This is a genomic window from Streptomyces sp. NPDC000151 (assembly GCF_040301705.1).
Taxonomy (GTDB): domain Bacteria; phylum Actinomycetota; class Actinomycetes; order Streptomycetales; family Streptomycetaceae; genus Streptomyces.
On the sequence record NZ_JBEPFC010000012.1, the window covers coordinates 36,544 to 49,752 of the forward strand.

14 protein-coding genes are annotated in these 13,209 nt (G+C 73.6%); 7 read left to right on the plus strand and 7 right to left on the minus strand.

The genetic code is table 11. The features are described from left to right. The first annotated feature begins 96 nt into the window (after positions 1–96). Positions 97–330 carry a hypothetical protein gene (locus tag ABT381_RS06310; RefSeq protein ID WP_351588514.1) on the plus strand — a complete coding sequence of 78 codons (234 nt, stop codon included), beginning with the start codon at positions 97–99 and terminating at the stop codon, positions 328–330. 51 nt (positions 331–381) lie between these two features. Here the strand turns inward: ABT381_RS06310 and ABT381_RS06315 are convergent, their stop codons facing one another. After that, the gene (locus ABT381_RS06315) at positions 382–1,575 is read right to left on the minus strand and encodes a lactonase family protein (RefSeq protein ID WP_351588517.1); all 1,194 of its coding nucleotides are present in this window, start codon (positions 1,573–1,575) and stop codon (positions 382–384) included. Positions 1,576–1,778: 203 nt separating this feature from the next. On the opposite strand from ABT381_RS06315, the gene ABT381_RS06320 reads away from it, so the two are divergent. The 3 genes from ABT381_RS06320 (at position 1,779) to ABT381_RS06330 (ending at position 4,541) form a co-directional block, all read left to right on the plus strand. Further along, the gene (locus ABT381_RS06320) at positions 1,779–2,453 is read left to right on the plus strand and encodes a dienelactone hydrolase family protein (RefSeq protein ID WP_351588519.1); all 675 of its coding nucleotides are present in this window, start codon (positions 1,779–1,781) and stop codon (positions 2,451–2,453) included. Continuing rightward, positions 2,450–3,799 (plus strand): erythromycin esterase family protein, encoded by a 1,350-nt coding sequence (locus ABT381_RS06325; RefSeq protein WP_351588522.1) that lies wholly within the window; start codon positions 2,450–2,452, stop codon positions 3,797–3,799. The genes ABT381_RS06320 and ABT381_RS06325 overlap by 4 nt, the downstream gene beginning before the upstream one ends. A gap of 70 nt (positions 3,800–3,869) precedes the next feature. After that, positions 3,870–4,541 carry a phosphoribosyltransferase gene (locus tag ABT381_RS06330; RefSeq protein WP_351588525.1) on the plus strand — a complete coding sequence of 224 codons (672 nt, stop codon included), beginning with the start codon at positions 3,870–3,872 and terminating at the stop codon, positions 4,539–4,541. Here the strand turns inward: ABT381_RS06330 and ABT381_RS06335 are convergent. The 3 genes from ABT381_RS06335 to ABT381_RS06345 all read right to left on the minus strand — a co-directional run bounded on the left by ABT381_RS06335 (position 4,513) and on the right by ABT381_RS06345 (position 7,352). Next, a complete protein-coding gene (locus ABT381_RS06335) occupies positions 4,513–5,811 on the minus strand; it encodes an acyl-CoA dehydrogenase family protein (RefSeq protein WP_351588528.1) in 1,299 nt (432 codons plus the stop codon). The two genes, ABT381_RS06330 and ABT381_RS06335, sit on opposite strands and share 29 nt — an antisense overlap. Before the next feature lie 8 nt (positions 5,812–5,819). Further along, the gene (locus ABT381_RS06340) at positions 5,820–6,755 is read right to left on the minus strand and encodes a sulfite exporter TauE/SafE family protein (RefSeq protein ID WP_351588531.1); all 936 of its coding nucleotides are present in this window, start codon (positions 6,753–6,755) and stop codon (positions 5,820–5,822) included. A 138-nt stretch (positions 6,756–6,893) separates the two neighbouring features. Beyond that, a complete protein-coding gene (locus ABT381_RS06345) occupies positions 6,894–7,352 on the minus strand; it encodes an RrF2 family transcriptional regulator (protein WP_351588534.1) in 459 nt (152 codons plus the stop codon). Between the two features lie 82 nt (positions 7,353–7,434). Here ABT381_RS06345 and ABT381_RS06350 point away from each other — a divergent pair, with 82 nt between their 5' ends. After that, complete coding sequence (locus ABT381_RS06350; protein WP_351588537.1) at positions 7,435–8,229, plus strand: class I SAM-dependent methyltransferase; 795 nt, start codon at positions 7,435–7,437, stop codon at positions 8,227–8,229. A gap of 7 nt (positions 8,230–8,236) precedes the next feature. Here the strand turns inward: ABT381_RS06350 and ABT381_RS06355 are convergent, their stop codons facing one another. Both ABT381_RS06355 and ABT381_RS06360 read right to left on the minus strand, forming a co-directional pair. Beyond that, positions 8,237–9,139: an aminoglycoside phosphotransferase family protein gene (locus ABT381_RS06355; RefSeq protein ID WP_351588540.1), complete on the minus strand. Its 903-nt coding sequence runs from the start codon at positions 9,137–9,139 to the stop codon at positions 8,237–8,239. Positions 9,140–9,142: 3 nt separating this feature from the next. Next, positions 9,143–10,057 (minus strand): NADP-dependent oxidoreductase, encoded by a 915-nt coding sequence (locus ABT381_RS06360; protein ID WP_351588543.1) that lies wholly within the window; start codon positions 10,055–10,057, stop codon positions 9,143–9,145. Positions 10,058–10,326: 269 nt separating this feature from the next. Here ABT381_RS06360 and ABT381_RS06365 point away from each other — a divergent pair, with 269 nt between their 5' ends. Next, positions 10,327–11,406 (plus strand): tetratricopeptide repeat protein, encoded by a 1,080-nt coding sequence (locus ABT381_RS06365; RefSeq protein ID WP_351588546.1) that lies wholly within the window; start codon positions 10,327–10,329, stop codon positions 11,404–11,406. On the opposite strand, the gene ABT381_RS06370 is transcribed toward ABT381_RS06365, so the two are convergent. Beyond that, the gene (locus ABT381_RS06370; protein WP_351588549.1) at positions 11,309–12,742 is read right to left on the minus strand and encodes a lipase maturation factor family protein; all 1,434 of its coding nucleotides are present in this window, start codon (positions 12,740–12,742) and stop codon (positions 11,309–11,311) included. The two genes, ABT381_RS06365 and ABT381_RS06370, sit on opposite strands and share 98 nt — an antisense overlap. A 268-nt stretch (positions 12,743–13,010) precedes the next feature. On the opposite strand from ABT381_RS06370, the gene ABT381_RS06375 reads away from it, so the two are divergent. Continuing rightward, the gene (locus tag ABT381_RS06375) at positions 13,011–13,184 is read left to right on the plus strand and encodes a hypothetical protein (protein WP_351588552.1); all 174 of its coding nucleotides are present in this window, start codon (positions 13,011–13,013) and stop codon (positions 13,182–13,184) included. The last annotated feature ends 25 nt before the right edge of the window (positions 13,185–13,209 follow it).

Sequence of the window (13,209 nt, forward strand, 5' to 3'; positions counted from 1 at the left end):
TTCGGACGGCGTTTGGACCGGACGGCAGGGGAAACCCGCGAGGGGGCCCCTTGGGCCCGTCCGGAGCCCGGTCCACGAAGTGGAGGTCGGTCCACCATGACCAGCAGCAACGAATCCGGTGAGGTCACCGGCACCAAGGACAAGAACTACAACCTGCTCTGGTTCACCGAGACGTGTCTGAACAACGCTCTGCGGATGGAGACGTACATCCAGGACGCGGAACGCGCGAAGGACAGCGAGCTGGCTGAACTGTTCCGCAAGGCCCAGGCCGACAGCCGCAAGGGCGCCGAACTGGGCAAGCAACTCCTGGGCAGCCGGCTCGGCGGCTGAGGGCCAGGGGCGTCGGGTGGTTCTCCGCGGAGAGCCACCCGACACCCACGCTTACAGCGGCAGTACGCACACCGGCATCGGCGCCTCGAACGGCTCGCCGGTCGGCCGTAGTTCGCCCGAGCGCGGGTCGACGCGGAAGGACGTGACCGTGTTCGAGCGCTGGTTTCCCGCGAACAGCAGCCGGTGGTCCGGCGAGAAGGCAATGTGGCGGGGGAAGTCGCCGCCGACCGGCACGGTGTCCAGCAGCCGCAGCCGGGCGCCGCTGTCCTCGACGGCGTACCGGGTCAGGCTGTTGTGGCCGCGGTTGGCCAGATAGGCGAACCGGCCGTCGGGGGTGACCAGGAACTGCGCCGGGTAGCTGGTGCCCGGGCCGGTCCCGGTGGACTGTGGGGCCCCGGGCGTGAGCCGGCCGGTGGCGGCGTCGTACGCGCAGACCACCGCCGTGTTGTCGAGCTCGTTCGCGAGGTAGGCGTGGCGGCCACCGGGGTGGAAGGTGAGGTGGCGCGGGCCGGCGCCGGGCCGCAGCGCCGCGGCGGACACCTGTCTCAGCGTCCCCGCGAGCGGGTCCAGCCGGTAGCTGTAGACGGTGTCGTTGCCCAGGTCGACGGCGAGCACATGGCCGCCGTCGGGGCTGGTGACGATCTGGTGCGCGTGCGGCCCGTCCTGGCCAGGGCCCGGCGGCGGCGCCGAGTGCGTCACGAGGTCGGTGCGCTCGCCGAGCGCGCCCGTCGCCGTATCGATGGGATGCACGGCGACGCTGCCGGAGAGGTAGTTGGCGCTCAGCAGCCAGCGGCCGCTGGGATGGACGGACAGGTGGCAGGGGCCCGCGCCGCCGGTGGAGCGGCTGCCCAGCACGCGGTGCGCGCCGTCGGCGGCGAGCGCGATCGCGGTGACCGCGCCGTCCGCGTTCTCATCGACGGCGTACAGGGTCCGGCGGTCGGGGGAGAGGGCCAGGTAGGAGGGGTCGGCGACGCCGGTGAGCACGCCGGTGCCGGTGATCCGGCCGGTCACCGGGTGGTACCTGCCCAGCCCCACGCCGCTGCCGCCGCCCGGCTGCGAGGTGTACGTGCCGAGGAACACCGGCCGGGACGCGGCGGCCGGTGCGGCGGTCGCTGTCTCCTGGCTGAGTGCGGCCGTCGCCCCCGCCGCCAGCGCACCGAGGAAGCCGCGGCGGCGGAGCCGCCCCGCGGGCCCGTTCTCCGGCTCCGGCGTGCGGTCGTTCACGTCCGGCGTGCGGTCACTCATGGAACACCTCGGGATTCTCATGATCGGGGAGCGCGGGACGGCAGCCAGAGTGGTCCATACCACCGGCGCTGACAAGACCCCCGACACCGCCCGGTCCAGGGCGGTTCGTTTGCCCGCTTCGCCGGGAAGCGTACGATCTTCCGTAGAGGGCTACCCGTGTCCGCAGGCGAGTGCACGCAAGCGAGAGAGCGGAAGAGAGTCCGATGACCTTCGAAGAATCGGTGTCCGTACCGGCCGGCGGCGTCGCTCTGACGGGTGACCTGCGCGTGCCCGAACCGGCCCACGGGGTGGTCGTCTTCGCGCACGGCAGCGGAAGTTCCCGGCACAGCCCGCGCAACCGCGGGGTCGCCGCCTATCTGGAAGCGTCAGGGCTGGCCACCCTGCTGATGGACCTGCTGACGGAAGAGGAGGACCGGGTCGACGAAGTGACCCGCGAGCACCGCTTCGACATCCCCCTGCTCGGCGAGCGGGTGGTCGCGGCGGTCGACTGGCTCGGCACCCACCCGGCCACGGAACGGCTGCGGCCGCACCTCTTCGGCGCCAGTACCGGATCGGCCGCAGCCCTGGTGGCCGCCGCTGCCCGCCCCGAACGGGTGGCCTCCGTCGTCTCCCGCGGCGGGCGCCCCGACCTCGCGGGCGACGCGCTGAAGCAGGTACGCGCCCCCGTCCTGCTGATCGTGGGCGGCCACGACGAACCCGTACTGGACCTGAACCGGCAGGCCGCCGCCGAGCTGTCGGCACCGAGCCACACCCACGTGGTTCCCGGCGCCACCCACCTCTTCCCCGAATCCGGCGCCCTGGACCAGGTCGCCATCGCGGCCCGGGACTGGTTCCTGGCGCCCGGAGAGCCGCCGCACGGGGAGGAGGCCCTCCGGTGAGCGCCGCGGCCGGCTCCGCGGACCTCGCGGAGATCACCGCCCGCGCCCGGCCGCTGACCGGCCCCGAGTCACTGGACCCGCTGCTGGAGCGGATCGGCGACGCGCGGTACGTCCTGGTGGGCGAGGCCTCGCACGGTACGGCCGAGTTCTACCACTGGCGCGCCGAGCTGACCCGCCGCCTGATCACCGAGAAGGGGTTCTCCTTCGTCGCCGTGGAGGGCGACTGGCCGGACTGCCAGGACGTGCACTGCTCGGTCACCGGGGCGCCCGGCGCGCCCGCCGACCCGGCCGACGCGCTGGCGGCCTTCCGCCGCTGGCCCACCTGGATGTGGGCCAACACCGACGTGGCCCGGTTAGCCCGCTGGCTGCGCGCCCACAACGACGCGCTGTCCCCGGACCGGCGCGTCGGCTTCTACGGACTGGACGTCTACAGCCTGTGGGAGTCCCTGGACGCCGTACTCGGCCACCTGCGGGAGCACGACCCCGGGCAGGTGGAACAGGCACTGGAGGCGTACCGCTGCTTCGAGCCGTACGCCGAGGACCCGCAGAGCTACGCGCTGGCCACGCGCCTGGTGCCCAGCGGCTGCGAGCCCGAGGTGATCCGGCTGCTGGTCGCGGTCCGCGAACGGGCACAGCGCATCAGGGCCGCCGACGGGAGCCTGGCCGACCTCGCGGCGCGGCAGAACGCGGAGGTACTGGCCGGGGCCGAACGGTACTACCGGGCGATGGTGCGCGGCGGACCCGACTCCTGGAACGTGCGCGACCACCACATGGCGGACACCCTCGACCGGCTGACGGCCCATCACGGCCCGGCCGCCAAGGCGGTGGTGTGGGAGCACAACACGCACGTCGGGGACGCCCGCGCCACCGACATGGCCGAGGCGGGGCTGGTCAACGTCGGGCAACTGGTCCGCGAGCGGCACGCCGCCGACGGCGTGGTCCTCGTCGGATTCGGGTCGTACGAGGGCACGGTGACGGCGGGGGAGAGCTGGGGCGCCCCGCCGCAGACCATGACCGTCCCCGCGGCCCGGCCGGGCAGTACGGAGGAACTGCTGCACCGGGCGCTGCCCGGCGGCGCGGCGCTCTTCCTGCTGACCCCGTCGCCCGGCACGTCCGGCGACCGCCCTGCGGGCCCCGGCCACTGGACGCGGATGCCGCGCGACCACCGGGCCATCGGCGTGGTCTACCGCCCGGAGCGCGAGAAGTGGGGCAACTACGTCCCGACCGTGCTCGACGAGCGGTACGACGCGTTCCTCTTCCTGGACGCCACCCGGGCGCTCACCCCGCTGCCCCGGCAGCACCCGGCCGACACGGGCGAGGAGGAGACCTGGCCCACCGGCCAATGACCGCGACCGTCCCTTGTTGCCCACCTCCCCGACCGCCTTTGTCGCCCCTTCGTCGCCAAGGAGACAGCACATGCGCTTCACGGACCGAAGAGACGCCGGCCGGCAGCTCTCGCAGCGGCTGCGCCGGCACCTCACGGCGGACCGGCCCGCCGCGCCGGACACGCCCGATGCGCCGGACGGGCCCCTCGTACTGGCCCTGCCGCGCGGCGGGGTGCCCGTCGCCGCAGAGATCGCGCGCGAGCTGGGCGCGCCGCTGGACGTCTTCATCGCCCGCAAGATCGGCGCCCCGGGCCAGCCCGAACTGGCCATCGGCGCCCTCGCCGGCGAGGACCCGCCGGTCTTCGACCGCCGCGCCCTGCAGTTCCTCGGCCTGGCCGAGGACGAGCTGGCCGCCGACGTCGCCCGCGAGCGGACCGAACTGCACCGCCGCGAGGACCTCTACCGCGGCAAGCGCGCCGAGTCCGTCCTCACCGGCCGCACGGTGATCCTCGTCGACGACGGCCTGGCCACCGGCATGACGGCCAGGGCCGCCCTGCGCAACCTGCGCCGCCGCGGCCCCGCCCGCGTCGTCCTCGCCGTACCGGTCGCCTCCCCGACCACCGCCGCCGCGCTCGCCGAGGAGGCCGACGACCTCGTCTGCCTGAGCAGGCCGCCGGACTTCCGGTCGGTCGGTGAGTGGTACGACGACTTCACCCAGGTCTCCGACGAGCGCGTCATCGAAGCGCTGCGGGCGGCCACATGAGGTCGGCGCGTGCGTTGTTGAGGTAGTGGGCGCCGATGTCGCGGAGCCGGTGGGCCGGGGAGCTGCGGGCGGTGAGGGCCCGGGCGTTGCGCCAGAAGCGGTCGAAGCCGGGGTCGGTCGCGGGGGAGGGGGCCTGGGTCCCGGCGGTGAGTTCGAGGACGCGCGTGGTGATGCGCAGCGCCGACTCCGTGGCGACGGCCTCGGCGGCGGCGACGAGGAAGGCGATCTCGGCGCGTTCGTCGGGGCCGAGCCCGGGGCCCGCCAGGAGGCCCTGCGCCATCGCGTCCGTCGCGCGGTCGACGACGGACGACGCGCTGTGCGCCGAGGTCGCCAGCTCGCCGTAGGCGAGGAGCAGATAGGGGTCCTCGCCGGGCGCCGTCGCGTACTCGCCGCTGCCGGTGTCGGTGAACGGATGGACGCCCGGCGCCACCCGGCTGATGTCCCGCGCCTCGGCCAGGGCGCCCTCGGCGTTGCCCAGCCCGACGTGGAGCAGGATCAGGCGGAGCGCGAGCGGGGCGAGCGCGGTGTAGGGGGAGACGGTGTACTCGTCGCCCGGGACGGTGCCGAGCACCTGCGCGGCCGCCACCGGCACGTCCTCGCAGCCCACGGTGGCCGCCCCGGTGAGCCGCTGGCCCAGCCGCCCTTCGGGAGCCTCCGGGTACAGGGTGGTGAACGCCGGGTCCACGACCACGATCACCGTCTCGCCGCTGTCGACGTGCGCGGCGGACAGGAGGAGCCGGTCGGCGACGCCCGCGCCCGCGGCGAGGGCGCGCTGCCCGTTCAGTACGTACTTCCGTCCGGCCTTCTTCCCGACGGGCGTGAGCAGCAGCCCGGCCCCGGCCGGCGTGCCGGGCGGCTCGGTGCTGCCGGCCCAGAGCCACTGCTCGCGCGCCGCCCGGGACTCGACGCGGGCCGCGTGCTCCGGCGCGCCGAAGAGCCGCGGGCCCCAGGACAACACGTAGTGGCGGGCGAGGAGTTCGGCGAGCGAACTGTCGGCCGCCGCGATCTCCCGTACGGCCGCGCAGGCGGTACGCCAGTCGGTGCCGCGCCCGCCGGGGCCCGGCGGCGCGAGGAAGCCCGGCAGGCCGGCCTCGCGCAGCCGGGAGACCTCTTCGGACGGCGGCTTGCCCGCCCGGTCGCGGGCGCTCGCGTCGACGGCGAGGTCGTCGGCGACCTCCCGGACGGCGCGCGGCCAGATCCCGTCGCCGTCCTGCTCCCCGTCGGCCGGCGGCGGCGCGACGGCACATCGGGCCGCTGAGTACGGAGCCATCGCGCGGGTCACCGGCCCGCCGTGCCGGCTTCGGCGGGACGGACGTCCGCCGCGTCCGCCGCGGGCCGCGGTGTGGTCGAGGCGGTGCGGCGGTGCTCCCTGAGCGAGTAGCCCACGGCGGCCGCCCACAGCGCGTAGACCAGGCCGTAGACCGTCCACTGGACGGCGTCACCGGCGGCGAGCCAGTCGCTCCGCAGCAGCGTGCGGATATTGGTGAGCACGATGAGACCGCCGACCGCCGAGCCGAGGATGCGCGGCGGTACGTGGCGCACCAGCCAGGCGGCGATCGGCGCGGCGACGAGCCCGCCGGCCAGCAGGGCCAGCGCCCAGAGCCAGTTGACGCCTTCGGAGCCGAGGCCGACGAGGAAGCCGAGGCTGGCCGCGACCGCCACCAGGAACTCGCTGGTGTCGATGGAGCCGATGACCTTGCGCGGTTCGAGGCGCCCGCTGGCCAGGATCGCCGGCGTGCCGACCGGCCCCCAGCCGCCGCCCCCGGTGGCGTCCAGGAACCCGGCGACCAGCCCGAGTGGGGACAGGAAACGCTTGCGCAGCGGCTTGCCGAGATTGCCGGTGGGCAGCCCGGAGAAGGTGAACCTGGTCAGCACGTACAGGCCGAGCCCCAGCAGGACGAGGGCCATCACCGGCTCCGCGAGCTCGGTGGAGAGGGCGGAGAGGAAGGTCGCGCCCGCGAAGGCGCCGACGGCCCCGGGGATGCCGATCTTCAGTACGACGCGCCAGTCGACGTTGCCGAAGCGCCAGTGTGCCGCGCCCGAGGCGAGGGTGGTGCCGATCTCGGCGAGGTGGACGGTGGCGGACGCGGCCGCGGGGTTGGTGCCCACGGCGAGCAGCAGGGTGGTGGAGGTGACGCCATAGGCCATGCCCAGGCTGCCGTCCACGAGTTGGGCCCCGAGCCCGGCCAAGGCCAACAGGATCAGCGTACGCACGGCTACCTCACAGCTTCCCTATGTTTCCCACTGGATTGGTAGGAATACTGGGCGCGAAAGGCCGTGACGACAAGGGCCTGTTCGGATGATGGACTAGCGCGTCTCGCTATACGAGAATCAGCAGGTGGGCGGGGGCCCTCAGGGATTCGTCCACGCCTCCGGCGCTTCGGTCAACCCGAGGACCTCCGGGGGCAGTTGGGCAGAGGCGACATCGGCCAGTGAGACGCCGTCCAGGATCTGGCGGACGTTGGCGCGCAGCGCGACCCACAGCGGCAGCAGCGACTCGGCGGGCCCGGTGTAGGACAGCTCCGGCGGCCGGACGCCGCGCACCGACACCAGCGGCCCCTCCACCGCGCGGATGACCTCCGCGATGCTGATCTCCGCGGCCGGCCTGGCCAGCCGGTAACCGCCGTTGCCGCCGCGCTGGCTGCGGACCAGCCCGCTCCGCCGCATGTCGTTCAGGATGCCTTCGAGGAACTTGTGCGGGATCTCCTGGGCGGCGGCGATGGCCTCGGCCTTCAGCGGCCCGTCGTCGGTGGATGCGGCGAGCTGCAGCGCGGCCCGTACCGCGTAGTCCGCCCTGGCTGAGATGCGCATGGCCGCATTATCCCGCACGGCCGGGGGCGCGCCGGGCGGGGCGGCCGACGGTCCGGCGCCTGGGGCGGCCTACGATCATCCGGTGGCGAGCGACGACGGATACCTCTTCGACAACCAGCAGACCGAGGCAGGCCAGCGCTTCGACGCGCTGTCCGAGCTCTTCGACCCGGTCACCTTCCGGCACCTGGCGGCGGTGGGCGTGACCGAGGGCTGGCACTGCTGGGAGGTGGGGGCGGGGAGTCCCGGCGTCCCGGCCTGGCTGGCCGAGCGGGCCGGGCCCACCGGCCGCGTACTGGCCACCGACATCGACACGTCCTGGATGCCACCGGACGCCGCGTTCGAGGTCGCGCGCCACGACGTGGGGACGGAGGAACCGCCGGCCGGGCCGTTCGACCTGGTGCACGCGCGGCTGGTCCTCGTGCACGTACCCGAGCGCGCGGCCGCCCTCGAAGCGATGGTGCGCGCGCTGCGCCCTGGCGGCCTGCTCGTACTGGAGGACGCCGACCCGGCGCTGCAGCCGCTGAGCTGCCTGGACGAGTACGGGCCCGCACAGCGGCTGGCCAACCGCCTGCGGCGCGGCTCCCGCGAACTGCTCGCCCGGCGCGGCGCCGACCTGGCCTTCGGCCGTACCCTGCCGCGGCTGCTGCGCGAGTCGGGCCTCACCGAGGTCGCGGCCGACGCATACTTCCCCGTCACCTCACCGGCCTGCGCCACCCTGGAGGCCGCGACCGTACGGCAGCTCCGCGACCGCCTGACCGACGCCGGCCTCGCCACGGACGAGGAGATCGAGGCCCACCTGGCGAACATCGCCACCGGCGAACTCGACCTGACAATGGCACCCCTGATCTCGGCTTGGGGCCGCAAGCCGGTGGTGTGACGCCGGGTCACGCGTGATCGTCGAGGACCTCCCCGATGACCTGCCGGGCGATGGCCGCCATGACCGGATTCGTGACCCGGTAGTAGCTCAGCTCGGCTAGGGCGACCGACAGCGCCCAGCCGCGTCCCCGCGCCCAGGCCGCGTCGTCGGCCGCCACGGCGGTACGGAAGACGGCGCGCGCGTCGGCCGCCAGTAGATACCACGCCGCGATCAGGTCGACCGCCGCGTCGCCCAGCCCCAGGCACCCGAAGTCGATGACGGCGCTCAGCCGTCCGCCCTCGACCAGGACGTTCCCCGGCTGCAGATCCGCGTGGATCCACACCGCGGGCCCGGCCGGCGCGGGGGCCCGCAGCGCCTCCTCCCACGCGGCGGTCGCCGCGGCGGTGTCGATGACCCCACGCAGCGCCTCCACCGCATCGCGCGTCGCGGCGTCCCGCGCCGCCAGCGGCTCACTGCGGTACGAGGGCGGCCCACCGGCGGTGTCGATCCGGCGCAGCGCGCCGACGAACCCGGCCAGATCCTCGGCGAACAGGCCGGTATCAAGACCGAGTTGGGGTGCGCGACCGAGGGCCGGATTCCCGCCCGGGAGCCACCGGTAGACGGACCAGTGCCAGGGATATCCCTCGCCGGGCACGCCTTTGCCCAGCGGTACCGGAATGGCCACCGGCAGCCGCGGGGCGAGCCGCGGCAGCCACCGGTGTTCCTTCGCGACATCGTCGGCGGCACCCGCGACGCGCGGCAGCCGCACGACCATGTCCCCGCCGAGCCGGTACATGGCATTGGACGTACCCGCCGAATCCACCGGCTCGACGCCGAGCCCCGCCCAGTCCGGGAACTGTGCGCCGACCAGCCGGCGCACGAGCTCCCCGTCGATCGCGCACTCGCCGGCCCGCATCCTGCCTCCAGCCATCCCTCAGTCCTCGACCACGAGGGCGATCTTCCCCCGGACGTGCCGGGTCTCGACCGCGCGGTGGGCGTCCGCGGCCTCCGCGAGCGGGAACGTACGGGCGATCTCGACGTGCAGCCCACCCTCGGCGTAAAGATCGACGAGCTGCTGCAACCGTCCAGCGGAACGCTGCGAGAACAGCCCGAGGATGCCCAGCTCCTCGACGCGCTCGAAAGCGACGAGCGTGCCGATCCGCTCGCGGTCCCCGACCAGCTCCACCGAGACGTCGACCGCATCGCCGCCGGCTCCGTCCAGGGCGGCGGTGACCCCCTGCGGTGCCGACTCCCGTACCCGGTCCGCCAGGCCCGCACCGTACGCCACCGGTATCGCCCCGAGGGACCGCAGGTAGTCGTGGTTGCGCGGCCCCGCGGTGCCGATGACGGTGGCGCCGTAACGCTTCGCGAGCTGGACGGCGATCGTGCCCACGCCCCCGGCCGCCGCATGGACCAGCAGCGTGTCACCGGCACCCACCTTCAGCCTCTCCAGCGCGGTGTGCGCGGTCTGCCCGGAAGCGGAGAGCGACCCGGCGACCGGCCAGGGCATCGACGCGGGCTTCGCCACGATCTGCTCGACGGGAACGACCACGTACTCGGCGTGGCCCGCCAGCATGGCCCACCCCAGCACCGCACTCCCCACCGGGAACCGCTCCGCGCCCTCGCCGGCCTGATCGACGACGCCCGCGAACTCATTGCCGATCTTCTGCGGAAAGGCCAGGGCCTGGCCCGGAGGAGTCCATCCGCCGCGCACCGCGCAGTCGGCGGCCTGCACGCCGGCGGCCTTCACCCGCACCCGGACCTGCCCCGCGCCGGCCGTCGGCGTCTCCACGTCGAGCAATTCGACGACCTCGGGCCCACCGAAGGAATTGATCGCTGCTGCCTTCACGACATACCTCTCCCGTCACACGGGGAACACCGCACCCGGTGATGCGGCCCGCTCATCCTCCTGACTCAACCGCACTTGAGGTCAACCGCTTTATGGGCTCCGCTCACCGGGCCGACCCCTAGGGGACACCCCGTACATCTCCAAGATGATCGGCCGGTCGTCCGTACATCCCCCGATGGAGGGCGATCACCGCAGGTGGAGGGACGTGTGCGGGGGTTTCCGGCGCATAGCGTCGTGGGCGGACCACGGACATGACCAGGAGGCTCGCGATGTACGGGAAGGCATTCGCTCCGGAGTATCAGGGGGAGCTGGGGGCGGAGTTGAGTGTGAACTCCTCGTACGAGGACGTGCTGGCCGCGGCGCGGAGAGCGCGGGGCGCCGCCGGGACGCCGGGGGACGCCGCGCGGGCCGCGCTCGCGGAGGCGGAGGCCGGGCGGCGGCTCGGGCGGGTGGCGGAGGCGGGGGACGCCTGGCGGGCCAGTTACCGCAGTGCGCGGACCGCGCAGGACGCCGGCGGCATGGCCTGGGCGCTGTGGAGCGGGGGCACCCTCGCCCGTCAATGCGGGCGGCTCGCGCTCGCCCGGCGGCTGCTCGCGGCGGCCGTCGAGCTCGCCGACCACGGCGGCGACCGCCTCGCCCATGGGTACGCGCTGGCCGGGCTCGCCGAGACCGGCCGGATACAGGGCGACTACGAGGCCGTCGCCGAGCTGCACGAAGAGCTGCTGGCGCAGGCCAGGGCGCACGGCGAGGCCCGCCACATGGTGTGGGCGATGTCCGGGATCGCGCAGATGCACCGCAACACGGGGGAGTACGGGAAGGCGCTGGAGCTGTTCGAGGAGTCGGCGCGGATCGCGGAGGGCGCCGAGGACGTACGGGGGCTCGCGTGGTCGCTGCGGGGCGTGGCCGACGTGCGGTCCGTGCTGGGGGCGACGGAGGAGGCGTTGCGGCTGCTCAGTAAGGGGGAGACGCTGTGCCGGGAGCTGGATCTCGCCGGGGCGCTGGCGTACAACCGCAAGATGCGGGGGAACGTGCTGTACCGGGCGGGGCGGTACGAAGAGGCCGCTGCCGTCTATCGCGGCGCGCTGGAGCAGTTCCGGTCCATGTCCGAGCCGCGCGGCAGCGCGCTCGCGCGGCTGGGGCTGGTGAAGTCCCGGGCGCGGACGGGATGGCCGTACGACGAGGTGCTCGCCGAGCTGGACGATGTCGAGCGCGAGGTCACCCGGATCGGGCTGCGGCACGCCCGCGACATGGTCAGGGCCTTCCGCGCAGAGCTGTCGGCGGGAAGAACTGCCGTACCGGCTCCCGGTGCCACCACGCGCCGGTCTCCCGCAGTTCCCGCCAGGTCGTGAAGCGGTAGCGGTAGAACATCGCCCGTACGTGCCGGGGCGGCGCGTCAGGGAAGGGGTTGCGGCGGAGCAGCCGCAGGGTGTCGCGGTCGTTCTCGAGGAGCCGTTCCAGGAACGGGCCGAACCAGCGGCCCGCGTAGCCCGGCGACAGCGCCGCGAACCACATCAGCCAGTCGAGGCGGAGGTGGTACGGCGCGAAGGGCCGCGGCATCCGGCGTACGTCGCCGGGCTTCCCCTTGAAGTCGTACTCCCGCCACTCCGTGTCCTCGGTGATCACCTCGTCGGCGGTGCCCTCGATGACGACCTCGTGCCGGACGCGGGTGATGGAGCCGAACGCCCCGTACGCGTTGACCAGGTGCAGCGGCTCGAAGGAGGTGTTCATCCGCTGCTGCCGGGAGATCAGGTTCAGCGCCGGGCGGTAGCTGAGGTACAGGACCCCCGCGGTCATGGCGATGACCAGGATCTCGTACCAGAGCGGGGGCGGGGCGAGGTCCGCCGGCGGGCCGACGAGGTCGCCGAGGCCGACCGCCGAGGCGTCGACGACGGACACCGCGATCACGATCGTCGCCCAGTTCAGCCAGGCGAAATTGCCCGAGAGCACCAGCCACAGCTGGGTGGCGATCATCGCCAGCGCCGCCCAGGTGGCGATCGGCTGCGGGGTGAAGAGGAGGACGGGCGCGAGGAGCTGCGCCACGTGGTTGGCGGCCGTCTCGACGCGGTGCAGCGGCCGCGGCAGGTGGTGGAAGAACCAGCTCAGCGGGCCCGGCATGGGCTGCGTCTCGTGGTGGTAGTACAGACAGGTCAGGTCGCGCCAGCACGGGTCGCCGCGCATCTTGATCAGCCCCGCGCCGAACTCCAGCCGGAAGAGCAGCCAGCGCAGCAGCCACAGGACGAGGACGGGCGGCGCGGTGCGCGCGTTGCCGAGGAAGACCGCGAGCGCGCCCGTTTCGAGGAGCAGCGTCTCCCAGCCGAAGCCGTACCAGGTCTGACCCACGTTGACGATCGAGAGGTACATCGCCCACAGCGCGGCCCACCACACCATCGACGCCCACAGCGGCACGGCGTCAGCCGCGCCCGCCAGCACGGCCGCCGCCAGCAGCGCCCCCGCCCACGCCCAGCCCGCGAAGAAGCGGTCCGAGAAGCGCCAGTGGAAGACCGACGGCGCCACCCGGAAGGGCACGCGACGCACGAAGTCCGGTACCGGGGTCATGCCGCGCTCCCCGATCAGCGCCCTGAACTGCAGCGCCGCCGACACGAACGCGATCACGTACAGCGCGGCCAGGGCCCGCTGGAAGACCAGCCGGCCCAGCCAGTACTCGGGCGCCGGGAACCACTCCACACGCCTATCCGTACCACCGCGGCCCGCCGCCGGAGTGGCTGAAACGGGCCGTACGGGGGCAGTTTCTCCGTCCTGTAACCCTATCGACGGTAATTACCGCGCAGCGGGGAACCCATGTCGTTAGGCTGGGGGGCGACGGAAGACCTATCTGGGAGATGCCGACATCCTCGGCCCGTCGCGGGATGCGCCACGACCATGGCCGAAGTCCCGGTTGTGCACACGGCGCCACCGCGTCAAGTACCTCATCCCTTTGGCTAAGGAGTGCGTGGTGGCAGCGGAACAGACGATCAGCAAGCAGCCCCGACCGAAGCAGGGCGAGCGCCAGGGGCGCATCCGGGAGGTGCGCAACCTCGAGGTCTGGAGCCGCTGCGCCCCGGTCCACCTGGCGGGCTGCGACGATGAATCCACGGCTGAGCAGCACATCTTCCGCGGCATCGACTGACGGGTACGGCCGGCCGGGTGATCCC

Coding starts and splice junctions, on each gene's coding strand:
- ABT381_RS06365 (WP_351588546.1), top strand. CDS start 10,327: ATGTACGGGAAGGCATTCGCTCCGGAGTATCAGGGGGAGCTGGGGGCG.
- ABT381_RS06320 (WP_351588519.1), top strand. CDS start 1,779: ATGACCTTCGAAGAATCGGTGTCCGTACCGGCCGGCGGCGTCGCTCTG.
- ABT381_RS06330 (WP_351588525.1), top strand. CDS start 3,870: ATGCGCTTCACGGACCGAAGAGACGCCGGCCGGCAGCTCTCGCAGCGG.
- ABT381_RS06355 (WP_351588540.1), bottom strand. CDS start 9,139: ATGGCTGGAGGCAGGATGCGGGCCGGCGAGTGCGCGATCGACGGGGAG.
- ABT381_RS06315 (WP_351588517.1), bottom strand. CDS start 1,575: ATGAGTGACCGCACGCCGGACGTGAACGACCGCACGCCGGAGCCGGAG.
- ABT381_RS06335 (WP_351588528.1), bottom strand. CDS start 5,811: ATGGCTCCGTACTCAGCGGCCCGATGTGCCGTCGCGCCGCCGCCGGCC.
- ABT381_RS06310 (WP_351588514.1), top strand. CDS start 97: ATGACCAGCAGCAACGAATCCGGTGAGGTCACCGGCACCAAGGACAAG.
- ABT381_RS06345 (WP_351588534.1), bottom strand. CDS start 7,352: ATGCGCATCTCAGCCAGGGCGGACTACGCGGTACGGGCCGCGCTGCAG.